The 20,086-nt window shown below is 71.5% G+C and carries 21 protein-coding genes; 13 read left to right on the top strand and 8 right to left on the bottom strand.

Translation table 11 applies throughout. The features are described 5' to 3' along the window. Positions 1–424 precede the first annotated feature (424 nt). Positions 425–781 carry a thioredoxin gene (gene trxA, locus ACIA8K_RS13510; RefSeq protein WP_396058386.1) on the top strand — a complete coding sequence of 119 codons (357 nt, stop codon included), beginning with the start codon at positions 425–427 and terminating at the stop codon, positions 779–781. A 246-nt stretch (positions 782–1,027) separates the two neighbouring features. Here the strand turns inward: trxA and ACIA8K_RS13505 are convergent, their stop codons facing one another. Both ACIA8K_RS13505 and ACIA8K_RS13500 read right to left on the bottom strand, forming a co-directional pair. Next, positions 1,028–1,837 carry a sugar phosphate isomerase/epimerase family protein gene (locus ACIA8K_RS13505; RefSeq protein ID WP_396058384.1) on the bottom strand — a complete coding sequence of 270 codons (810 nt, stop codon included), beginning with the start codon at positions 1,835–1,837 and terminating at the stop codon, positions 1,028–1,030. Further along, positions 1,834–2,982, bottom strand: a complete 1,149-nt coding sequence (locus tag ACIA8K_RS13500; RefSeq protein WP_396058382.1) for a Gfo/Idh/MocA family protein — start codon at positions 2,980–2,982, stop codon at positions 1,834–1,836. Before ACIA8K_RS13500 ends, ACIA8K_RS13505 begins: the two co-directional genes overlap by 4 nt. A gap of 151 nt (positions 2,983–3,133) precedes the next feature. Between ACIA8K_RS13500 and ACIA8K_RS13495 the strand changes: the two genes are divergently transcribed. The 4 genes from ACIA8K_RS13495 to ACIA8K_RS13480 are packed head-to-tail and all read left to right on the top strand — an operon-like array spanning position 3,134 to position 6,477. Then, a complete protein-coding gene (locus ACIA8K_RS13495; protein ID WP_396058380.1) occupies positions 3,134–4,153 on the top strand; it encodes a LacI family DNA-binding transcriptional regulator in 1,020 nt (339 codons plus the stop codon). 50 nt (positions 4,154–4,203) lie between these two features. Further along, on the top strand, positions 4,204–5,256 hold the full coding sequence (locus tag ACIA8K_RS13490; RefSeq protein WP_396058378.1) for an Rv2578c family radical SAM protein: 1,053 nt from the start codon (positions 4,204–4,206) through the stop codon (positions 5,254–5,256). 24 nt (positions 5,257–5,280) lie between these two features. Further along, the gene (locus tag ACIA8K_RS13485; protein WP_396058376.1) at positions 5,281–5,691 is read left to right on the top strand and encodes a CoA-binding protein; all 411 of its coding nucleotides are present in this window, start codon (positions 5,281–5,283) and stop codon (positions 5,689–5,691) included. A gap of 27 nt (positions 5,692–5,718) precedes the next feature. After that, positions 5,719–6,477, top strand: coding sequence for a hypothetical protein (locus tag ACIA8K_RS13480; protein WP_396058374.1), 759 nt, complete (start codon positions 5,719–5,721; stop codon positions 6,475–6,477). Here ACIA8K_RS13480 and ACIA8K_RS13475 read toward each other — a convergent pair. Further along, positions 6,379–7,341 carry a GntR family transcriptional regulator gene (locus ACIA8K_RS13475; RefSeq protein WP_396058372.1) on the bottom strand — a complete coding sequence of 321 codons (963 nt, stop codon included), beginning with the start codon at positions 7,339–7,341 and terminating at the stop codon, positions 6,379–6,381. The genes ACIA8K_RS13480 and ACIA8K_RS13475 overlap by 99 nt on opposite strands. 120 nt (positions 7,342–7,461) lie before the next feature. Between ACIA8K_RS13475 and ACIA8K_RS13470 the strand changes: the two genes are divergently transcribed. Continuing rightward, the gene (locus tag ACIA8K_RS13470; RefSeq protein ID WP_396058371.1) at positions 7,462–8,562 is read left to right on the top strand and encodes an FAD-dependent monooxygenase; all 1,101 of its coding nucleotides are present in this window, start codon (positions 7,462–7,464) and stop codon (positions 8,560–8,562) included. A 1,096-nt stretch (positions 8,563–9,658) separates the two neighbouring features. Here ACIA8K_RS13470 and ACIA8K_RS13465 read toward each other — a convergent pair. After that, entirely contained in the window at positions 9,659–10,474 is an 816-nt protein-coding gene (locus ACIA8K_RS13465; RefSeq protein WP_396058369.1) for an SDR family NAD(P)-dependent oxidoreductase, read from the bottom strand. A 109-nt stretch (positions 10,475–10,583) separates the two neighbouring features. Here ACIA8K_RS13465 and ACIA8K_RS13460 point away from each other — a divergent pair, with 109 nt between their 5' ends. Next, on the top strand, positions 10,584–11,189 hold the full coding sequence (locus ACIA8K_RS13460; RefSeq protein ID WP_396058367.1) for a DUF4190 domain-containing protein: 606 nt from the start codon (positions 10,584–10,586) through the stop codon (positions 11,187–11,189). A gap of 15 nt (positions 11,190–11,204) precedes the next feature. Further along, complete coding sequence (locus ACIA8K_RS13455) at positions 11,205–11,510, top strand: DUF4190 domain-containing protein (protein WP_396058365.1); 306 nt, start codon at positions 11,205–11,207, stop codon at positions 11,508–11,510. On the opposite strand, the gene ACIA8K_RS13450 is transcribed toward ACIA8K_RS13455, so the two are convergent. Genes ACIA8K_RS13450 through ACIA8K_RS13440 form a run of 3 tightly spaced genes read right to left on the bottom strand, consistent with a single transcriptional unit; the run spans position 11,507 to position 14,046 of the window. Then, a complete protein-coding gene (locus ACIA8K_RS13450; protein ID WP_396058363.1) occupies positions 11,507–12,463 on the bottom strand; it encodes an HpcH/HpaI aldolase/citrate lyase family protein in 957 nt (318 codons plus the stop codon). The genes ACIA8K_RS13455 and ACIA8K_RS13450 overlap by 4 nt on opposite strands. Positions 12,464–12,512: 49 nt before the next feature. Further along, positions 12,513–13,022, bottom strand: coding sequence for a hypothetical protein (locus ACIA8K_RS13445; RefSeq protein ID WP_396058361.1), 510 nt, complete (start codon positions 13,020–13,022; stop codon positions 12,513–12,515). A 25-nt stretch (positions 13,023–13,047) separates the two neighbouring features. Continuing rightward, positions 13,048–14,046, bottom strand: a complete 999-nt coding sequence (locus tag ACIA8K_RS13440) for a DMT family transporter (protein ID WP_396058359.1) — start codon at positions 14,044–14,046, stop codon at positions 13,048–13,050. Between the two features lie 140 nt (positions 14,047–14,186). On the opposite strand from ACIA8K_RS13440, the gene ACIA8K_RS13435 reads away from it, so the two are divergent. After that, positions 14,187–14,885 carry an HAD family hydrolase gene (locus ACIA8K_RS13435; RefSeq protein ID WP_396058357.1) on the top strand — a complete coding sequence of 233 codons (699 nt, stop codon included), beginning with the start codon at positions 14,187–14,189 and terminating at the stop codon, positions 14,883–14,885. 9 nt (positions 14,886–14,894) lie between these two features. Further along, a complete protein-coding gene (locus ACIA8K_RS13430; protein WP_396058355.1) occupies positions 14,895–15,389 on the top strand; it encodes a hypothetical protein in 495 nt (164 codons plus the stop codon). Positions 15,390–15,641: 252 nt separating this feature from the next. Here the strand turns inward: ACIA8K_RS13430 and ACIA8K_RS13425 are convergent, their stop codons facing one another. After that, positions 15,642–16,514: a PhzF family phenazine biosynthesis protein gene (locus ACIA8K_RS13425; protein WP_396058353.1), complete on the bottom strand. Its 873-nt coding sequence runs from the start codon at positions 16,512–16,514 to the stop codon at positions 15,642–15,644. A 108-nt stretch (positions 16,515–16,622) separates the two neighbouring features. Between ACIA8K_RS13425 and ACIA8K_RS13420 the strand changes: the two genes are divergently transcribed. The 3 genes from ACIA8K_RS13420 (at position 16,623) to ACIA8K_RS13410 (ending at position 19,935) form a co-directional block, all read left to right on the top strand. After that, positions 16,623–17,894, top strand: a complete 1,272-nt coding sequence (locus tag ACIA8K_RS13420; RefSeq protein ID WP_396058351.1) for a magnesium transporter MgtE N-terminal domain-containing protein — start codon at positions 16,623–16,625, stop codon at positions 17,892–17,894. Next, positions 17,887–18,501, top strand: a complete 615-nt coding sequence (locus ACIA8K_RS13415) for a DUF1003 domain-containing protein (protein WP_396058349.1) — start codon at positions 17,887–17,889, stop codon at positions 18,499–18,501. Before ACIA8K_RS13420 ends, ACIA8K_RS13415 begins: the two co-directional genes overlap by 8 nt. A 282-nt stretch (positions 18,502–18,783) precedes the next feature. After that, positions 18,784–19,935 carry an Mrp/NBP35 family ATP-binding protein gene (locus ACIA8K_RS13410; protein ID WP_396058347.1) on the top strand — a complete coding sequence of 384 codons (1,152 nt, stop codon included), beginning with the start codon at positions 18,784–18,786 and terminating at the stop codon, positions 19,933–19,935. Positions 19,936–20,086: the final 151 nt, after the last annotated feature.

The following is a 20,086-nucleotide window of genomic DNA, read 5'->3' as shown; positions in this document are numbered from 1 at the left end:
CCTTACCGTCCGTATTGAAGGGAAGGGTTCGGGCTAGTTGTTTAGGCGACAGTTATCCATTCGAGATGTTACTTATCGTATTTTTAAGTGAGGGATGACACAGTGTCACCGCAAGGGTTATCCCTACTCCAGGCTGGGACCGCAGGTCGGACAGGCTGTGCGAGGACCCGGGCTCGGAAACGCTCCCATCACTATGAGTAATCTGATGGAAGATCCTCGTTCTCAACTGACACCGTTGCGGAGAGGAATCGAGTGGGAATTGCACGTACAGAATCTGCACCCGGTTCTGCCTAGATCCGGGCCGGAACGGGTAACGACCCAGGTGAGGCGGGCGCCACTCTCCGCCGGGAATGCCCGTGCCCCTGGATCAGTTCCGACAACAGGAACCACTGCCCGCCAGATTGCCCCAGATCGGAGACATCACATGGCGACCGTTGCGCTGACCGACGCGAACTTCGACGACGTGACGAGCAAGGACGGCATCGTGCTCGTCGACTTCTGGGCCAGTTGGTGCGGCCCCTGCCTGAAGTTCGCCCCGACCTACGAGGCCGCGTCCACCAAGAACGAGGACATCACGTTCGGCAAGGTCGACACCGAGGCCGAGCAGGCCATCGCGATGAAGTTCGGCATCCGGTCGATCCCGACCATCATGGCCATCCGCGACGGCGTGATCGTGTTCTCCCAGCCGGGCGCCCTCCCGTCCAGCGCGCTCGAGTCCGTCATCGAGCAGGTCCGCGCCCTCGACATGGACGAGGTCAAGGCCCAGCTCGCAAAGAGTTAGCTGGTCGTCGCTTCGCTCCTCCGGGCTCGACGCCACGGCCGAAGAAAGTCTTTCTCAGGCAGACGAAGAGCGTGTCTGCCTGAGAAAGACTTTCTTCGGTCGTCCGCGCCTCACGTGGGCGGTACCGAACCGCGACGGTCCGGAGGAACTGCAGCAAAAAAGCAAAAGCAAGAGCGGAAGTGCCCTCGGGGGTACGGGTGAGAGGTTCTCTCGTCCGTACCCCCGAGTTGGTTTGATGGGTGGGCGTCAGGCGACGTGGGTGAGGTAGCTGTGGAGGGCCTCGGACAGCACCTGGGGGCCGGGGCGGGACCAGACGGCGGTGTGGAAGACCTCGACCTCGACCGGGCCTGTGTAGCCGGCGGCGTCGACCGCCTCGCGGAAGCGCCGCAACTCGATCACGCCCTCGCCGGGCAGGCCGCGGCCGAGCAGCACGCCCTCGGGGAGCGGCGTGATCCAGTCCGCGGCCTGGAACGTGGCGATCCGGCCCTCCGCGCCCGCCCGGGCGATCTGGTCCCAGACCTCCGGGTCCCACCAGACGTGATATGTGTCGATGCAGACACCCACCGACTCCGCGGGGTACGGCCGCGCCAGGTCGAGCGCCTGGCCGAGCGTGGAGACCACGCACCTGTCGGAGGCGAACATCGGGTGCAGCGGCTCGATCGCCAGCTGCACGCCCGCGGCCCGCGCGTGCGGGACCAGCTCGCCGATCGCGTCGCCCACGTGCTGCCGGGCCGCGTCCACGTCGCGTGAGCCGTCCGGCAGGCCGCCGGAAACCAGCACCAGGATCGGCGCGCCGAGCGTGTGCGCCTCGTCGATCGCGCGGCGGTTCTCGTCGAACCAGTCCGCCGCCTGGAAGAACCCGCCGCGGCAGAGCGTGGTGATCGGCAGGCCGAGATCCCGGGCCAGCGCCGCCGTCTTCTCCACACCGTGGGCCTGCGTCTCCTCACGCCACAGCCCCACGCCCCCGATACCCGCCTCGGCTGCGCCCGTCAGCAGCGCGTCGACCGGCCAGTACTTGGTGGTGGCGGCGTTGAGCGAGAACCGGGAGCGGCTCACGACAGCTCCGTGATCTCGACCCGGCGCCCCTCACGGGCGCTCTGCAGGCCCAGCTCGGCCAGTTGCACGCCGCGGGCACCGGCCCAGAGGTCCCAGGTGTAGGGCGCGTCCTCGGCGACGTACCTGAGGAACAGCTCCCACTGCGCCTTGAAGCCGTTGTCGAACTCGTCGTTGTCCGGCACGGTCTGCCACTGCGCGCGGAAGTCCTCGGTGGCCGGCAGGTCCGGGTTCCAGACCGGCTTGGGCGTGCTCGCGCGGTGCTGGATCCGGCAGTTGCGCAGGCCGGCGACCGCGCTGCCCTCGGTGCCGTCCACCTGGAACTCGACAAGTTCGTCGCGGTGGACGCGGACCGCCCAGGACGAGTTGATCTGGGCGATCACGCCGCCCTCAAGCTCGAAGATGCCGTAGGCCGCGTCGTCAGCTGTCGCGTCGTAGGCGGCGCCGGACTCGTCCCAGCGGGTCGGTACGTGCGTGGAGACGTGCGCGGTAACCGTCTTGACCGGGCCGAAGATCTGCTCCAGCACGTAGTGCCAGTGCGGGAACATGTCGACCACGATGCCGCCGCCGTCCTGCGACCTGTAGTTCCACGACGGGCGCTGCGCGGCCTGCCAGTCGCCCTCGAAGACCCAGTAGCCGAACTCGCCGCGGATCGACAGGATCCGGCCGAAGAAGCCGCCGTCGACAAGCCGCTTCAGCTTGAGCAGGCCGGGCAGGAAGAGCTTGTCCTGCACCACGCCGTGCTTGATCCCGGCCGCGTCCGCGAGCCGGGCCAGGTCGACGGCGCCGGCCAGGTCCTCCGCGGTCGGCTTCTCCGTGTAGATGTGCTTGCCCGCCTCGATCGCGAGCCGGAGCGCCTTCTCCCGCTGCGCGGTGACCTGCGCGTCGAAGTAGATCTCCACCTCCGGCCGGGCCAGCGCGGTGGCGAGGTCGGTGGTCCAGTCGGTGAGCCCGTGCCGTTCCGCGATCTCGCGCAGCTTCGCCTCGTTCCGGCCGACCAGGACCAGCTCGGGGTAGAGGCGGTCACCGTTCGCCAGCGGCAGGCCGCCCTGCTCCCGGAGCGCCAGCAGCGAGCGGACCAGGTGCTGCCGATAACCCATCCGGCCGGTCACGCCGTTGAGCACGATGCCGATCGTCCTTCGCGCCATGGTCGCAGTCCTCCGAGCTTTCAGGTAAGCGCTTTCCTGGGCACCCTACCGACGCTTCCGACGGGCGGGCAAGGGCTTTCCGGTAACCATCGGCCGCCACGGTGTCGATATTCTTCTCCCGCAGCATTCCTGGAGAAGGGACAAACCGTCGATGGCGACGTTGGCCGAGGTCGCGAAGCGGGCGGGCGTCTCACCCGCTACCGCCTCCAGGATCATCAACGGCAGCCCCAAGCCGGTCACCGAGGCGTTGCGCGAGCGCGTGCTTGCCGCGGTCGAGGAGCTCCAGTACGTGCCGAACGCGCACGCCCAGTCGCTGGCCCGGGCGAACCGCAGCGCGATCGGGGTGATCGTGCACGACGTCTCCGACCCCTACTTCGCGGAGATCACCCGGGGCCTGCAGCGGGTGGCGACCGAGCACGGCCGGCTGGTGATCATCTGCAACAGCTACCGCGACCCGGCCCGCGAGCTGGAGTACGTCGAGCTGCTTCGCGCGCACCAGGTGGCCGCGCTGGTGCTGGCCGGCTCCGGCTACCACGACGAGGACTTCACCCGCGCGCTCACCGGGAAACTCCAGGTCTACGAGCAGGGCGGCGGCCGGGTCGCGGTGATCGGCCGGCACCAGCACGCCGGCGACGCCGTGGTGCCGGACAACGAGATGGGCGGCTACCTGATCGGCGCGGAGCTCTACGCGCAGGGCCACGACCGGATCGGCGTGATCGCCGGGCCGAAGCTGCTCACCACCACCACGGACCGGCTGACCGGGCTGCGCCGCGCAGCCCGGGAGGCGGGCCGCACGCTGCCGAGCCGGCGCATCGCGTACGCGGACTTCACCAGGGACAGTGGCGCCACCGCCGCGGCCGCGCTGCTTGACGCGGAGCCGGGCCTGACCGCGATCGCGGCGCTCAACGACTCGATGGCGATCGGCGCGCTGGCGCTGCTGCGCAGCCGGGGCATCGAGGTCCCGGGCCGGGTGAGCGTGACCGGGTTCGACGACATGCCTGTCGCGCGCGACGTCACGCCCGCGCTGACCACGGTGCGGCTGCCGCTGGCCGAGATGGGGGCGCGGGCGATGACGCTGGCGCTTGACGGCTCGGGCGGCGGCGGCAACCGGATCGAGGAGGTCGGCGCGGAGCTGATCCGCCGGGACAGTGCGGGACCCGCCCCTCGGTGACCGCGTGTCGTCACTGGACAGGCGATAGAACATGTGTTCGAATACCTGTCATGCGCTGGGCGAACCTGTCGGCTCCCCCCGACGATAGTTCCCTCCAGGAGCCCCTGGAGGCGGCGCCGGCGGCACCACCCCTGCCGCTGGCGCTGCCCAGCGCCGTCGTCCGGACGTTCGACACGCCCGGGTTCGCCGGCATGACGTTCTACGAGGTGCAGGCGAAATCAATCATCAACCGGGTGCCGGGGACGTCCCGGGTGCCGTTCGAGTGGACAGTCAACCCCTATCGGGGCTGCAGCCACGCGTGCACGTACTGCTTCGCCCGGAACACGCACACCTACCTGAACCTCGACGCCGGCGCGGACTTCGACAGCCGGGTCATCGTCAAGGTGAACGCGGGTGAGCTGGTCCGCCGCGAGCTGGCCGGGCGTACGTGGCGAGGCGCACACATCGCCATGGGTACGAACGTGGACTGCTACCAGCGCGCCGAGGGCCGCTACCGGCTGATGCCCGAGATCATCGCGGCGCTTCGCGACTTCGCCAACCCGTTCTCGATCCTGACCAAGGGCACGCTGATCCTGCGTGACCTGCCACTGCTGCGCGAGGCCGCGACCGTGACCCGGGTCGGCATCTCCCTGTCGGTCGGGTTCGTCGACGAGGCCGTGTGGCGGTCGGCCGAACCCGGCACACCGAGCCCACGCCGCCGGCTGGACGCGGTGAAGGCGCTCACCGACGCCGGCTTCCCGGTCGGCGTGCTGATGGCGCCGATCCTGCCCGGCCTGACGGACACGGCAGCGTCGATCGAGGAGACCGTGGCCGCGGTCGCGGACAGCGGCGCGGTGAGCGTGACACCGCTGGCGCTGCACCTGCGGCCCGGCGCCCGGGAGTGGTACGCGCGCTGGATCGGCCGGAACCACCCGCACCTGGTGCCGCGGTACCGGGAGTTGTACCGCGCCGGGGCGTATGCGCCGAAGGCGTACCAGCGTGAGGTGGCGGCGCTGGTACGGGCCGCGGCGCGGCGGCACGGGCTCGACCGGGCCGGCTCAGGTGAGGCCCGCGCGGTCCCGCCGCCCGGCCCGGCCGAGGCCGAGCAGCTCACCCTGCTGTGAGGATCCCGGCATAGAGTCGTCGGTGTGACAGACCCGAAGCGGATTCTGGCGGAGGCGTCCACGATCGTCGTGGTCGGCGCCTCACGCGATCCGGAGAAGCCGGCCCACAGCGTCCCGCTGCAGATGATGCGGCACGGCTGGACCATCATCCCGGTCAACCCGTTCGTCGACGAGATCTTCGGCGTCCGGGCGTTCCCAAGCCTGGCCGACGTACCCGGGCCGCTCGACATGGTGAACGTGTTCCGCCCGTCCGCGGACGCGCTCGACGTGGTGAGGCAGGCGGTCGGGATCGGCGCGCGCTCGATCTGGCTGCAGCTCGGCATCGTCAACGCGGAGGCGCGCCGGCTTGCCGAGGAGGCCGGGATCCCCTACGTCGAGGACCGCTGTCTCGCGGTGGAGCGGGCGGTCGGCCGGCTCACCCGGCGCGACGGCTGAGGAGCGCCGCCCTCCTACACTGCGCGCGTGTCCACACTGCTGCGTCTCGCCGTGGTGCCACCCGTCCTCGCGGCGAGCGCGCTGACCTGCTGGTCGGTCTGGAACGGCGCGGACCTGTCCGGCGCCGGAACGTCCGGCGTGCTGGTGATCTTCGGCGGTGGGTGGCTTCTGCGCCGGCGGGACCGCGACCGGCCGCTGCGCTGGCGCCCGGCGATCCGGCTGCCCGGCGGCGGGACCGCAGCCGGGCTGGTCGCGCCGCTGTCCCGCGCCGAGGCGGCCTGGTGGCTGCTCACCACCGCATTCGGCGCCGTCCTGCTCGGCGGCGTCGCCGGCTGGCTGGCCCGGCCCGGCCGTTGGCCCGGCCTGACGCTCGGCGCGCTGGCCGCCGCCGCGGCGCTGTGGGTGCTGTACCGCCTTTGCCAGAACCTGCCGGACCTGCGCCGGATCGCGATCGTCGAGGCCGGTGTGCTGTGGCGGGGCCGGCTGATTCGCTGGGCGGAGATCGGATCAGTGCGGATCACCAGGCCCACCGGCGACGAGGACGGCAGTGACGTGGAGCTGCGGCTAGCCGGCGACCGGAAGCGCCTGCTCGGCCTGACCCCGCCCGGCTCGATGATCGACCCGCCGGAACTGCGCCTGGCCGTGCTCACCTACCTGCGCGCGCCGGAGCGACGGGCCGAGCTGAACTCACCCGTCGACCCGCGTGGCGAGATCGCCCTCCCGCCCGACCCCCGGCTCGGCCGCCATCCGCACCGCGAGGCCGTCGAGGGTGGTACGGAGGCCTAGCTCGAAGAGCGCGTCCAGGTCGAGGTCGAAGCCGTCCGAGGTGACCACGGCCATCATCCGGGACCAGACCGGGTGCCGGTCGTCGCCGACCAGCGCCGCCATCGCCGGTGAGGTCTGCTCGATCCACTCGTCGCCGGAGATGCCGGTCACGGCCTGGGCCTGCGCCTCCCGCTCCAGGTTCATCGCCAGGCTCTGGACCTGGTTGTAGAACATGATCGAGTAGTTGAGCATCTCGGCCGGCGCCAGCCCGAGGCCGTCCAGCCCGAGCAGGATCTGCTCGTCGTGGGCCAGCAGGTTCGGCAGCGGCAGCGGGCGGTAGAGCGAGTCGACGTGCGCCAGCCAGGGGTGACGGCGATACAGCGTCCAGAGCGCGCGGGCCGCCCGCTCGATCCGCGGCCGCCAGTCCATCGGCGGCTCCGACCCGGGGTAGCCGATCTCGCCGTACGCCGCGTCCGCCATCAGTGCAGTCAGTTCCTCCTTGTCCGCGACGTGCCGGTAGGCCGACATGGTGGCGGCACCGAGCCGGGCCGCGAGCGCCCGCATGGAGAGCGCATCAAGCCCTTCGGTGTCGGCCAGCTCTATCGCGGCCCGGACCAGGCGCTCCCGGGTCAGCTCGCCCGCGACCGCCCGGGACGGCCGCTCATCGGTGAGGTCGGCGACGATCGTGCCGGAGCGCGGCTCGGTGCGGACCAGGCCGAGGTGGCGCAGCGTGGTAAGCGCCTTGGTGGCGGTGGCCATCGCAACCCCGTAATCCTTCGCGATCCGCCTGGTGGACGGCACCCGGTCGCCCGGGGCCAGCTCACCGTCCCGGATCCGGCGGCCGATCTCGGTGACGATGCGCTGGAACGGCGCTTCCTCGGTCACTGTGAACCCTCTCTCTGCACTAGTGCACACGGTACCTGTACTAGGGCACATTCGCGCTGTTCAAAGCTGTATGTACGTCGTACAGTCAGATGCGTACACAGTACAAACGAGGAGGCAGTCATGACCACAGTTCTCATCTCCGGCGCCAGCGTCGCCGGTCCCGCCCTGGCCCTCAACCTGTGCGGCCGCGGCTTCGACGTCACAGTCGTCGAGCGCGCCCCGGCGCTCCGGCCCGGCGGCCATGCGGTCGACGTCCGCGGCGTCGCGCTCGACGTCGCGGACCGGATGGGCATCCTGGCCGAGCTCCAGGCGATGCGTACCCGGATGCGCGGCATGTCGATGCTCGACGCGGACGGCAACGAGCTGTTCCGCTCCGAGGAGTACGCGGCAAGCAGCGGCCGCCTGGACAGCCCGGACCTGGAGGTGCTGCGCGAGGACCTGACCGGCCTGCTGCACGCCCGCACGGTCGCGGCCGGCGTCGAGTACGTCTTCGACGACACGGTCACCGCGCTGACCGAGACCGCCGGCGGCGTACGGGTGGAGTTCCAGCACGGTGCGCCGCGCGACTTCGACCTGGTGGTCGGCGCGGACGGCCTGCACTCGACCACCCGGCGGCTGGCGTTCGGCCCGGAGGAGGACTTCGTCCACCACCTCGGCGTCTACGTGGCCGTCTACACCATGGAGAACATCCTCGACCTGGACGAATGGCAGGTCTGGGTCCAGGCGCCCGGTGCCGGCGGCGGCATCTACCCGGCCCGCGGCAACACCGAGCTGCGCGTCAACCTGGGCTTCGAGTCCGCCCCGATCGAGGGCTTCCACCGCGACCGCGACGCCCAGCGCAAGGAGCTCGCCCGCCGCTACGAGGGTCTCGGCTGGGAATTCCCCCGGCTGATCGAGGGCGCGCTCGCCGCCCCCGACTTCTACTGTGACGCGATGGCCCAGGTAAAGATGGACACCTGGACCCGCGGCCGGACCACGCTGCTCGGCGACGCCGGCTACTGCCCGTCACCCCTCTCCGGCCAGGGCACCAGCCTCGCGCTTGTCGGCGCCTGGGTGCTGGCCGAGGAGCTGGGCCGCGCCTCCGTCCCCGAGGCGCTGACCGCCTACGAGACCCGCATGCGCCCGTTCGCCGAGATCAACCAGGCGCTCGTGGCGAACCAGCCCGGCAGTCCCGAGGCCGACGCCGCGATCACCCACGCCAAATTCGCGATCACGCTCTGACCACAGTCGTTCAAGACCCCTTCAACCCAAGATCCAATTCATCTTCCCACTCTGCGGGTGGCCGAGCCCGCATGCTCCCGACGCCCTGTCGCCCATTCGCGTCCGGTCGTCTGGGGAGCGACGGTCGAATGGGCTGGGGAGTGGTGAGTGGTTTCGGTCGGTTGTTGCGGTTGCGGAGGGCGAGCAGCACGGCCGTCGTCTCGGCGGCAGGCCGAGGCAGCCGCGAACCGAGACAGCCGCGAAGCTGCGGACCGAGGCAGCTGCGGACCGAGGCAGCTGCGGACCGAGGCAGCCGCGGACCGAGGCAGCCGCGGACCGAGGCAGCCGCGGCTTGGGCGGGCACAAGGGCCGGCACCGAGGCCGCGGGTTCCGCCGTCGTGCGGGTCAGTCGCGGCACTTCGGCAGGTCTCAGGGCCCGGCATGAACGCAAACCCACACCGGATCCGCATACGTCAGGACACAGCCCGCGCTCACGACCCGCGTCAGGTGGAGGCCCCGCGGTCAATGCCCAGGTCCGAGCGCTACCCGCCCGACATGTCGTCATATGAGTGCCTGCCTGTCATTCATTCTGACGCTGAAGGGCCAGGAAGGCCCACGTCAAGATCCTTGCCAGATGGACGCGACATCCCGCACAACGAACCCATCGAGGCGCGGAGCGCCCGACCTGCTGTGACCTTGGCGCGGCGACACGCGAGAGCCAAGATCGGCTTGCGCTTCGGCGAGCTCTTGGCTTCGGTGCCAGTCCTTGCAACCACCCAGGCCAAGATCAACCGGCCCTCCCGGCCACGTGATCTACGGGTGGAACACGAGGCCTACAGCCGCCGGGGAAGAGCGGTCACGGCCGGGAAGCAGGCGATCTGCGCCGTCCGAGGGGAGCGAGTTCGAGTCTCCGTGAGCACGTGGGGGTTCAGCCACCCACGGAGCCGGAAGGAAGGCCGCCCGCGGCCGACCGGAGCCCGCGGGAGCATGCGGAACTCGACCACTGCGGAAGCGGGAAGAAAGGTTTGAGGCACCTGATCTTGATTTTGGGGGCTGGGACTGCGGACTGAGCTCCTGGGCGCACCGGCGGCTGCCCGTGCGCCCAGGAGGTGGGGCGTCAGCGGTTGTACTGGGACTCGCGGACGCTGTTGCCGCCGTCGACCACAAGCATCTGGCCGGTGATGTAGGAGGCGGCGGGCGAGCAGAGGAACGTGATCGCGGCCGCGACCTCCTCCGGGGTGCCGGGGCGGCGCATCGGCGTGTCCAGGCCCTGCTTCAGCTCGGCGATCGTGGACGCGGCGGTGTAGATCGTGCCGGGGGCGACCGCGTTCACGTTCACGCCGTCGGCGACGACCTCCATCGCCAGGGCGCGGGTCAGGCCGACCACGCCGGCCTTCGCGGCCGCGTACGCCGCCTCGGTCGGCAGCGCGTTGACCGGGCCGGTGGTGGCGGCGAGGTTCACGATCCGGCCCCAGCCGCGCTCGGCCATGCCGCCGACGAACGCGCGGCTGCACAGGAACGCGGTGGTCAGGTTGCGGTCGATCTCGGTGCGCCACTCCTCGTAGGTGAGCTGGGCGACCGGCCGCAGCACCTCCGGGCTGGCGCGGCTGGTCAGGCCGGCGTTGTTGACCAGCACCTCCACGTCGCCGAGCGTGTCCGCGACCGCGTCGGCGAGCGCGCCGACCTCGGACTCGTCGGTCAGGTCGGCGACGAAGCCGGTGACCGACAGTTCGTCGGCGCGCTCGTGGATGCGGCGGGTGGTGGAGACGATCGCGACCTTCGCTCCCAGGTCCCGCAGGCGGCGCGCCGTGGCGTAGCCGATGCCGTCCGGGCTGCCAGCGCCGGTGACGAGCGCGACGCGGCCGTCCAGCCGCAGCGTGGTCGACTCGAGCGAGGGAAGGTCGGCGGGCACTGGATCGGAGTCGGGTGTCATATCGGAAATCCTGCCCGGTCACCGCGAACGGGGCAACGACCGGGGCTCGGCGGCGCGAGCGTGGGGCGTCTACCCTCATGGTCTACCCGCGCCCAGACGGAGATCGCGAATGACATACCCGCCGCAGCAGCCCGAGGGCTGGAGCGACCCGGCGTACCCGGCACACCCCCCGGTCGCGCACCCCGTTAGTGGCCTGCCCGGACAGCCGCCGGTCTCCGGCCCGGCCATGCCCGGCTACCTCCTGATCCCCGATCCGGCGAACCCCTACCCGCAGCCCGGCGGGTATCCGCAGCAGCCCGGTGCGTACCCGTATCCGCAGCCCACGGCGTATCCGACGGACAAGGACGGCGGTTATCCGTACGCGGCCGGCTACCCGGCGCAGCCCGGCTACGGGTACGGGTGGCAGCCGCAGCGCAAGACGAGCGGGATGGCGATCGCGTCGCTTGTCATCTCGATCATCGGCGCGTTCTCGCTTGCCTGCTACGGCGCCGGCCTGGTCCCGGGCGCGATCGGCGCGATCCTCGGTCACGTGGCCCGCCGCCAGATCCGCACAAGCGGCGAGGACGGCGACGGCATGGCGCTGGCCGGCATCATCACCGGCTGGATCGTGGCCGGCCTCGGACTGCTGATCATCGGGTTCGTGGTGTTCTTCGTCATCGCGGTCTACGCCACCGCGCCGGACACGAACCCCGGCACCGGGGGTCCCTACTACTAGGAAGGGCCTCCCGCTGTGACGGACAAGGCGTACGCGTACCCGCCGCCGATGCCGCCGCGCCGGCCGACCAACTCGATGGCGATCGTCGCGCTGGTCCTCGGCATCGCCGCTCTGTTCAGCTGCCAGCTGCTCGGCATCGGCGCGATCATCTGCGGCAATCGTGCCCGCGCCGAGATCCGGGTCAGCGGCGAGGACGGCGACGGCATGGCGGTGGCCGGTCTGGTGATCGGCTGGGTGTCGCTTGCGCTTGTCGCGCTGTCGCTGCTCGTCGCGGCCGCCTACTTCGTCTTCGTCGGCCTCTTCGTGGTCGGCAGCGCCTAGCTCTCCGGCGGGGTGAACACGGAGGTCCGGGTCAGCGCGGCAGCCCGGCCCTTCGCGGCGACCACACGTGCCATCTTGCGGGACGCCTCGTCGATCATCTCGTCGCCGAGCATGACCGCGCCGCGCCGGCCGCCGGCCTCGGAGGTGGCGTGGTCGTACGCGTCAAGGATCAACTCGGCCCGGTCGTAGTCCGCCTGGGACGGCGAGTAGACCTCGTTCGCCGCCTCGATCTGGCCCGGGTGCAGCACCCACTTGCCGTCGAAGCCGAGCGCGGCCGATCGCCCGGCCGCCTCACGGAAGCCGTCCACGTCCCTGATCTGCAGGTACGGCCCGTCGATGACCTGCCTGCCGTGCGTACGGGCGGCGATGAGCAGGCGCATCAGGATGTAGTGGTACGGGTCGCCGGGATACCCCGGGATCAGGCCGCCGACCACGAGCGACCGCATGGCGAGGCTGGCCATCAGGTCGGCCGGGCCGAGGATGATCGTCTCCACCCGGGGTGACGCGGCCGCGATCGCGTCCACGTTCGCCAGGCCGGCCGCGCTCTCGATCTGGGCCTCGATGCCGATCGCGCCGACCTCAAGGCCGAGCGTGCGCTCGATCTGGCTGAGCGTCAGGTCCAGCCACTCGATGTGGCTCGCGTTCTGCACCTTCGGCAGCATGACGCAGTCGAGGTGCGGGCCGGCGCCCTCCACCACGTCCACCACGTCGCGGTACGTCCACGGCGTGGTGAGGTCGTTGACCCGGACCACACGCGTCTTGCCGGCCCAGTCGCCCTCGGTCAGCGCGGCCACCACGTTCTTCCGCGCGTCCGCCTTGGCCAGCGGCGCCACCGCGTCCTCCAGGTCGAGGAAGACCTGGTCGGCCGGGAGCCCCTGGGCTTTGCCGAGCATCTTGAGGCTCGACCCGGGGACCGCGAGGCAGGAGCGGCGGGGGCGTCCGGGCGCGGGCATGGGCACTCCTTCGTGCGGCGGCGTCACCATACGGTAACCGCCGGGCAGGTCACCGGGCGATGAGCGGCCGGGGCGGGGCCTCGTCGCGGACGAAGACGGGCACCTCCGGGCCGTACCGCCGAGGCAGTTGCTCTTCCGCCTCTGCCACCTGGCGGGTGCCGACCTCGACGCCGGAGCCGTCGTGGCGGCAGGAGACCACACCGATCTCGATACCGGCGTCGCGCCAGTACCCGAGATCCGCCACGATGCGCTCCTGAAGCGTCAGCAGGGTGCGCAGGTCGTGCCGGGCATCGCGGACCACCAGGCAGACCTCCGCGCCCTCGGCCCGCAGGAACGCGTCGAAGTCCGCGGACGGCACCCGGTAGACGATGCCGAGCACCTCGGTCTGCTTCACCTCAAGCCCGGCGAAGCTGTCCGGGAAGTCCACCCGGCCCGCCGATTCCACCCTGGCCAGCACGGCCGCCAGGTCCGCGGGCGTCACAGGCAGCGCGCCGGTGACCGACTGGACCTGTTCCGGTACGCGGCGCCTGCCGCACCCTCCGGTCCGCCACTCAGTCATGCAGGCCTCCTCGTCGGCCGAGGCGTCAGACCTCGGCGTCGGTCGATGTGGTCAGCGCAACGGTACGTCGTCGCCCAGTTCCTCCGGCGCGGGCGCTCCGGGGGCGCCCGCGCCCGGCCCGTGCCCCGCCGAGCACGACCACCGCCACGCCGACGACGATCAGCAGCACGCCCGGCACCGTGGCGAGCGGCGGCGCCTGGCCGAGCCACACCCAGGCCAGTAGCGCGGAGCCCGGCACCTCGAGCAGGATCAGGATGCTGACAGTGGTCGCGGAGACGCGGCGCAGCGCGAAGTTGAACATGGAGTGCCCGAGCAGCTGCGCGCCCGCGACCAGGCCGAGGATCGCCAGCCAGGTGGTGGCCGGGTACCCGCCGAGCGGCACCCCGCCGGCCAGGCACGCGACAAGCAGCACCAGCCCGCAGACGCCGTAGCAGACGGTTGTGTAGACAGTGGTGCTGAGCGTGCTGCGGGCCCGCTCGCCGAACGCGACGTAGACCGCCGCGAAGAGCCCGCCCGCGATCGCCATCAGGTCGCCGAGCACGGCCAGGGTGGAGACGCCGAAGTCCGCGCCGGTCGCGGCCGCCGCACCGGCCACCGACACTCCGATCCCGGCCCAGGTCAGCCACGGGAGGCGACGGCCCTGGCCGAGCGCGATCAGCCCCTGCCAGACCGGCTGTGTGCAGACCAGCGCGGTCGCGGCCGTGACCGAGGTGAGCTTGATGCTCGGCACCCAGGTGCCGAAGTGCACCGCCAGCGCAACACCTGACAGCACACAGAAGATCAGTTGCCGGCGGTACGGCCCGGCGAGCGCACGCAGCTCGTCACGGCGCCGGACGATCGCCACCGGCGTGAGAACGCCCACAGCGAGGGCGTTGCGCCAGAACGCGATGGCCAGCCCCGGGGCGGCCGCGAACGCGATCAGCGGGGACGACGTGGTGATCGCCAGAACCGCCACCGCAAGTGCGGTGATGGTGCCGGGACCGGGCGGTGAGCCCCCGCTGTTCGGTTGATCATCAGGGCTCACGGTGTTTCATCCTTACACGTCGCTTCTTGCACGGCAGCGGCTACGGCTTGTGCATCTTCCACAGACGGAATGTCATGGAACAGCTACGCTCTGGCATCGAGCCCTCGCTCTTTCTCCTGCTTTGAGAGGATTGATCAACTATGCCCGCTTACCGAGCGGTGCTGTTCGACTTCTTCGGCACTCTCACCCGCGCGGTCCGGCGCGGGCCGGCCCACGCCGGGATAGCCCAGCTGCTCGGCTGCGACCCGGCCACGCTTGTCGAGGTGCTCGACCGCTCGTACCACGCGCGCGCCCGCGGCCGGTACGGCAGCGCGGAGGAGACGCTGCGCTGGGTCGCGACCGAGGCCGGAGCACATCCGAGCGACCGAACGCTGCGTGCCGCGGCCGCCGCCCGCCGCGAGGCGATCTGGGCGGACACCACACTGCGCACGGCGGCGGTGCCCACGCTGCGGGCGCTGCGCCGCCGCGGCCTGCGCACGGCCCTGGTCAGCGACTGCACCCACGAACTGCCGGACGTGCTGCCCCGCCTCCCCCTGCACACCCTGCTTGACGCCCGCGTCCTCTCCGTCGAGATGGGCATCTGCAAACCGGACCCGGGCATGTTCCTCGCCGCCGCCGCACTGGTCGGCGCACGCCCGGAGCAGTGCCTCTACATCGGCGACGGCGGCAGCCGCGAACTCACCGGCGCGGAGGCGGTCGGCATGACCGCGGTCCGGCTGCGCGCGCCGGACCTGGCCGGGCACCTCACGTTCAACCCGGACACCGCCTGGTCCGGATCGGACATCACCGACCTGGCCGACACGATCGGACTCGTCGACCGGGTCCTCGAACCCGCCTAGAGTGTCGGCATGGCTGCTCACCCGCTTGTGGACGAGGCGCTGAAGAGGGCGTCCCTGGCCTGGGTCTCGGTCGGCGGGCGCCCGGCGTCCGCGGTCTGGTGCCTGGCCGTGGACGGTGTGCTGCACGTGGTCACCGGGCCGGGCGAGCAGACCGCGCCCGGCCTGGCCGACGCGGCCGGGGCACGTGTGACGCTGCGCGGCGACCACGGCGGCGCGATCGTCGAGTGGGAGGCAGCGGTCTCCCGCCTCTCCCCCGCGGACGAGCAGTGGGAGACGATCGCCACCCAGCTGGCCGGCAAGCGGCTGAACGCACCAGGCACCGCCGCCGACGTGGTGGCACGCTGGGCCGCGGAGTGCGTGATCAGCCGCCTCACCCCGGTGTCCGGCGAGGCGCTGACCGGCTCCACGCTGCCCGCGGGCTCACAGGCCGCACCGCCCCGGGAGTCCCCCGCCGCACGCCCGGCCCGCAAGCCGTTCCGGCTGCACCGCGTCCGCCGCCGCTAGGCCGTCTTCAGGGGACCGTGACGTAGGCCGTCGGGATCCGTTGGCCCGTTTTCGCAGGCGGGCCTCAGTCCTCCAAGATCCTCTTCCCGCGCTCTGCCCACACTCGTTCCGCCCGCCTTTGCTCTGCTTACATGCACGAACTACGCAAAACGCCGCAGGTACAGCAGCGCCCGCGATGCTCGCCCACTCGCCGGACTTGTCCGGCAAGTCGGGCGGCGCCGGGTAGGTAAGCAGAGCAAAGCGGCGCGGGAGTCAGCCGATGAAGGGCGGGACGATGATCTCTCCGCGGGCGATCGGCACGACGTGGCCGGCGACCGTGGCCGAGGTCGCGACGCCGCCGGCCGCGGTCACCGTGCACTCCAGCGTGGAGGGTCGGTGCATCTCCGCTCCCTGATGGACCGTGTAGCGGGTCACGCCGTCCGCCGGGAGCAGGCCGGCCGCGACCAGCCAGACGCCCAGGCCGAGCGCGGCCGAGCCGGTGGCCGGGTCCTCGCGCACGCCGACGCCGGACCCGAACATCCGCAGGTGCGCGGTGTTCGCGGTCGCGTTCCAGGCCAGCACTGTCAACTTCGGCACGCCGTGCCGGGCGGCGGCGGCCGGGTCCGGCACGGCCCGGGACACCGCGTCCGGGCGGACGGACAGGAAGAGGTGGTCCAGCCCGCACCCGGCGGTGCGCGGCGCGGGGCCGTCCAGGTCCGCGGCGGTCAGGCCGGCGATCTCCAGCAGCGGCGCCGGATCATGTTCGGCGCCGAGCGACGGTGTGCCGCCGGTCAGCCGGCCCTCACCGTGCTCCGTCACCTCGATCGGCAGCACGCCCGCGCCGCACTCCTGCCGGAGCGTGCCCGGCTTCGCATCGCCGCGCCGCATGACGGTGACCGCGGTGCCGACGCTCGGGTGGCCGGCGAACGGCAGCTCCGTGACGGGCGTGAAGATCCTCGCGCGGTACGTCGCGTCCGGCACCGTCGGCGGCAGCACGAAAACCGTCTCGGAGAGGTTGAACTCGCGGGCCAGCGTCTGCATCTGGTCGGCGCCGAGCGCGTCGGCGCCGAAGACCACGGCGAGCGGGTTCCCGGCAAACGGGCGGTCGGTGAAGACGTCCACGATCTCGTACGGCACTGTCGTCATAGGCAGCACGGTAGGCGTGGCACCCGGCCCGTGTCCGGCGAGCCGAGGCCGGACCGGCGTTTCGATCACCGGCGAGCCGGAGTACGCCGCGGCAACTAGGCTGTGGGCGTGCAGACGGCGACGCGGGTATACCTGGCCCGGCTTGGCGGCCTCCCCGTCTTCGATCCGAACGGCGATCAGATCGGGCGAGTCCGGGACGTGGTCGCCCGGATCCGGACCTCAAGCCGTCCGCCGCAGGTGGTGGGTGTGGTCGCCGAGGTTCCGGTACGCCGCCGGATCTTCCTGCCGATCAGCCGGATCGAGATCACGGCGGATGCGGTGGTGCTCGGCACCGGCTCGCTCAACCTGCGCCGGTTCGAGAAGCGGGCGAATGAGCTGCTTGTCCTGCACGAGTTGCTGCGCCGGCCGGTGACTGTCGCGCCGGAGGGACGGCACGCGGTAGTGGTGGACGTGGCGATGGACGCCAACCGGCTGGGCGAGTGGACGCTGAGCCGGGTGGCGGTCCGCGACCAGACGATCCGGCTGGCCCGCCGCATCCAGCTGGAGCAGCTCGACTGGGACGACGTCCGAGGGCTGATCCCGCACAGCGGCGCGCACGCCACCGCCACCATGCTGGCGATGCTTGAGAAGATGCGCCCGGCCGACCTGGCGAACGCGCTACAGGACCTGCCGGACGCCCGGCGGAACGAGGTGGCGGCCGCGCTCGACGACGAGCGGCTCGCGGACGTGCTGGGCGAGCTGCCGGAACACGACCAGGTGGAGATCGTCTCGGCGCTGGACCGGGAGCGGGCCGCGCGCATCCTGGAGGAGATGGACCCGGACGACGCGGCCGACCTGCTTGCTGAGCTGCCGCCGGCCGAGCAGGAGGAACTGCTCGACCTGATGGAGCCGAACGAGGCCGACCCGGTACGGCAGCTGATGGCGTACGGCGAGGGCACGGCCGGCTCCGTGATGACGTCCGAGCCGGTGATCATGCCGCCGGACGCCACGGTCGCGGAGGCGCTGGCCCGGATCCGCGAGCCGGAGCTGTCGCCCGCCGTGGCCGCGCAGGTGTTCGTCACCCGCGGCCCGATGGCGACGCCGACCGGGAAGTACCTGGGCGTGGTCTTCTTCCAGCGACTGCTGCGCGAGCCGCCATCCCGGATCCTCGGTGGCGTGGTCGACAACGACATCACGCCGCTCAGCCCGGACATGGTGATGTCCGAGGTCACCCGCCGGATGGCGACCTACGACCTGGTGGCGATGCCGGTGGTGGACGAGCAGCAGCGGCTGGTCGGCGCGGTCACGGTCGACGACGTGCTCGACCATTCGCTTCCGGAGGACTGGCGGGAGCGGGAGCCGGGACCGGCGCCCGCGGTGACCGGAGGCGACGGTGCCTGAGATTCGGCGGCGTGACCGGCTGGACCAGCCGCAGGAGCCGGGGCGGATCCGGCTGCCGAAATTCGACCCGGAGGTCTTCGGCCAGTGGTCGGAGGGCATCGCGCGGTACATGGGCACCGCCAAGTTCCTGGTGTACATGACGTTCGTCATCGTCATGTGGATCGTGTGGAACGTCCTGGCGCTGCCGTTCGACCCGTTCCCGTTCATGTTCCTGACGTTGTTCCTGTCGCTGCAGGCGTCCTACTCGGCGCCGCTGATCCTGCTCGCGCAGAACAGGCAGACCGACCGGGACCGGATCGCGTCCGAGGAGGACCGGCGCCGGGCCGCGATGCAGAAGGCGGACACCGAGTACCTGGCGCGGGAGATCGCGGCGCTGCGGGTGGCACTGGGCGAGGTGGCGACGCGCGACTTCGTCCGGACCGAGCTGGCCCGGCTGGCCGAGGAGCTGGACGAACAGGCGAACCGGCGTCAGCGGCGGGTGGAGAAGGCCGCGGAGAAGTCCTCCGAGAAGCTGGAGAAGAAAACCGCGAAGCAGCGAAAGCCGGCCAAGCTGGACGAGCCGATCGACGCCGACTCATACGACGCGGAGCATGCGGACCCGCTGTAGGCAGCATGCGGAGCCGCTGTAGGCAGCCGAGTCGCTCTACGCGGCCGCAAAGCCGTTTGGGCTGGTCAGCCGCGCGCCCCAAGGGGCTGGGCGCGCGGCCTCGTGCTGTGATCGTGACACCCCGGCCGCGTTCCCGTCCAGTCGAGATCGGGATAATCGGGAAGTCGCACTACTTAACGGCATATCGGCCTACAATGGCCGGTTGCCGCGCGTAATCAACGTCTCCGTCGTGCGGGACCGGCGGCCGGGCGGCCCACCGCCGGCTGGACGTAGCATGGGCACATGTCTGTCCCAGTCACCACCGTCGAAGACGCCGTTCGGGCCGCACTGGCCACGGTCGACGACCCGGAGATCCGCCGCCCGATCACCGACCTCGGCATGGTCGGCTCGCTGAGCATCGACGACTCCGGCCGGGTGCTGGTGGGCATCCTGCTCACCGTGTCCGGGTGCCCGCTGCGGGACAAGCTGACCAACGACATCACCACGGCGGTCGGCGCGGTCCCGGGCGTGACCTCGGTCGCGATCGACTTCGGCGTGATGAGCACCGAGCAGCGCCAGGACCTGCAGCAGAAGCTCCGCGGCGCCGGTGGCCAGCAGCAGCAGGCGGTCATCCCGTTCGCACAGCCCGGCTCGCGCACCCGCGTCTACGCGGTCGCAAGCGGCAAGGGCGGCGTCGGCAAGTCGAGCGTGACAGTCAACCTGGCCGCCGCGCTCGCCGCCAAGGGCCTGAGCGTCGGCGTGATCGACGCGGACATCTACGGCCACTCGGTGCCGCGCATGCTCGGCGCTGACGGCCGGCCGACCCGCGTCGAAGACATGATCATGCCGCCGCAGTCGCACGGCGTGAAGGTCATCTCGATCGGCATGTTCACCGACGGGAACGCGGCGGTGGTCTGGCGCGGGCCGATGCTGCACCGCGCGCTTGAGCAGTTCCTCGCGGACGTCTACTGGGGCGATCTGGACGTGCTGCTGCTCGACCTGCCGCCGGGCACCGGCGACGTGGCCATCTCCCTCGCCCAGCTGTTGCCGAACGCGGAGATCCTGGTCGTCACCACGCCGCAGGCCGCGGCCGCCGAGGTGGCGGAGCGGGCCGGCGCGATCGCGCTGCAGACCCACCAGCGGCTGGTCGGCGTGGTGGAGAACATGTCCTGGCTGGAGCTGCCGACCGGCGAGCGGATGGAGATCTTCGGCTCCGGCGGCGGCGCGGCCGTGGCCGAGTCGCTGACAAAGACGATCGGCGCCCAGGTGCCGCTGCTCGGCCAGATCCCGCTCGACACGCGGGTGCGCGAGGCCGGGGACAGCGGCGCGCCGATCGTGATCTCCGCGCCGGAGACGCCCGCGGCGAAGGCGCTGCTTGCGGTCGCGGCCAAGCTGGCGGTGCGGCGCGAGTCGCTTCTCGGCAAGCCGCTGGGCCTCACCCCGAGCAGTCGCTGAAGATCTAGACCCATACAGAAGCGGGGGGGGGGGGGGGGCCCCCCCCGGGGGGGGGGGGGGGGGGGGTTTGGGGGGGGGGGGGGGGGGCGGGGCGGGCCGGGGGGGGCGGGCGGGCCCGCGCCCCCCCCCCCACGGGCGCCCCGGCCCCCAC

It is taken from the genome of Catenuloplanes sp. NPDC051500, from assembly GCF_044454585.1.
Taxonomy (GTDB): domain Bacteria; phylum Actinomycetota; class Actinomycetes; order Mycobacteriales; family Micromonosporaceae; genus Catenuloplanes.
The sequence above is the reverse complement of the archived record's forward strand: the minus strand, read 5'-3'. Positions and strand labels throughout refer to the sequence as shown.

Coding starts and splice junctions, on each gene's coding strand:
- ACIA8K_RS13435 (WP_396058357.1), top strand. CDS start 14,187: ATGCCCGCTTACCGAGCGGTGCTGTTCGACTTCTTCGGCACTCTCACC.
- trxA (WP_396058386.1), top strand. CDS start 425: ATGGCGACCGTTGCGCTGACCGACGCGAACTTCGACGACGTGACGAGC.
- ACIA8K_RS13450 (WP_396058363.1), bottom strand. CDS start 12,463: ATGCCCGCGCCCGGACGCCCCCGCCGCTCCTGCCTCGCGGTCCCCGGG.
- ACIA8K_RS13490 (WP_396058378.1), top strand. CDS start 4,204: ATGCGCTGGGCGAACCTGTCGGCTCCCCCCGACGATAGTTCCCTCCAG.
- ACIA8K_RS13460 (WP_396058367.1), top strand. CDS start 10,584: ATGACATACCCGCCGCAGCAGCCCGAGGGCTGGAGCGACCCGGCGTAC.
- ACIA8K_RS13425 (WP_396058353.1), bottom strand. CDS start 16,514: ATGACGACAGTGCCGTACGAGATCGTGGACGTCTTCACCGACCGCCCG.
- ACIA8K_RS13445 (WP_396058361.1), bottom strand. CDS start 13,022: ATGACTGAGTGGCGGACCGGAGGGTGCGGCAGGCGCCGCGTACCGGAA.
- ACIA8K_RS13410 (WP_396058347.1), top strand. CDS start 18,784: ATGTCTGTCCCAGTCACCACCGTCGAAGACGCCGTTCGGGCCGCACTG.
- ACIA8K_RS13470 (WP_396058371.1), top strand. CDS start 7,462: ATGACCACAGTTCTCATCTCCGGCGCCAGCGTCGCCGGTCCCGCCCTG.
- ACIA8K_RS13465 (WP_396058369.1), bottom strand. CDS start 10,474: ATGACACCCGACTCCGATCCAGTGCCCGCCGACCTTCCCTCGCTCGAG.
- ACIA8K_RS13495 (WP_396058380.1), top strand. CDS start 3,134: ATGGCGACGTTGGCCGAGGTCGCGAAGCGGGCGGGCGTCTCACCCGCT.
- ACIA8K_RS13500 (WP_396058382.1), bottom strand. CDS start 2,982: ATGGCGCGAAGGACGATCGGCATCGTGCTCAACGGCGTGACCGGCCGG.
- ACIA8K_RS13430 (WP_396058355.1), top strand. CDS start 14,895: ATGGCTGCTCACCCGCTTGTGGACGAGGCGCTGAAGAGGGCGTCCCTG.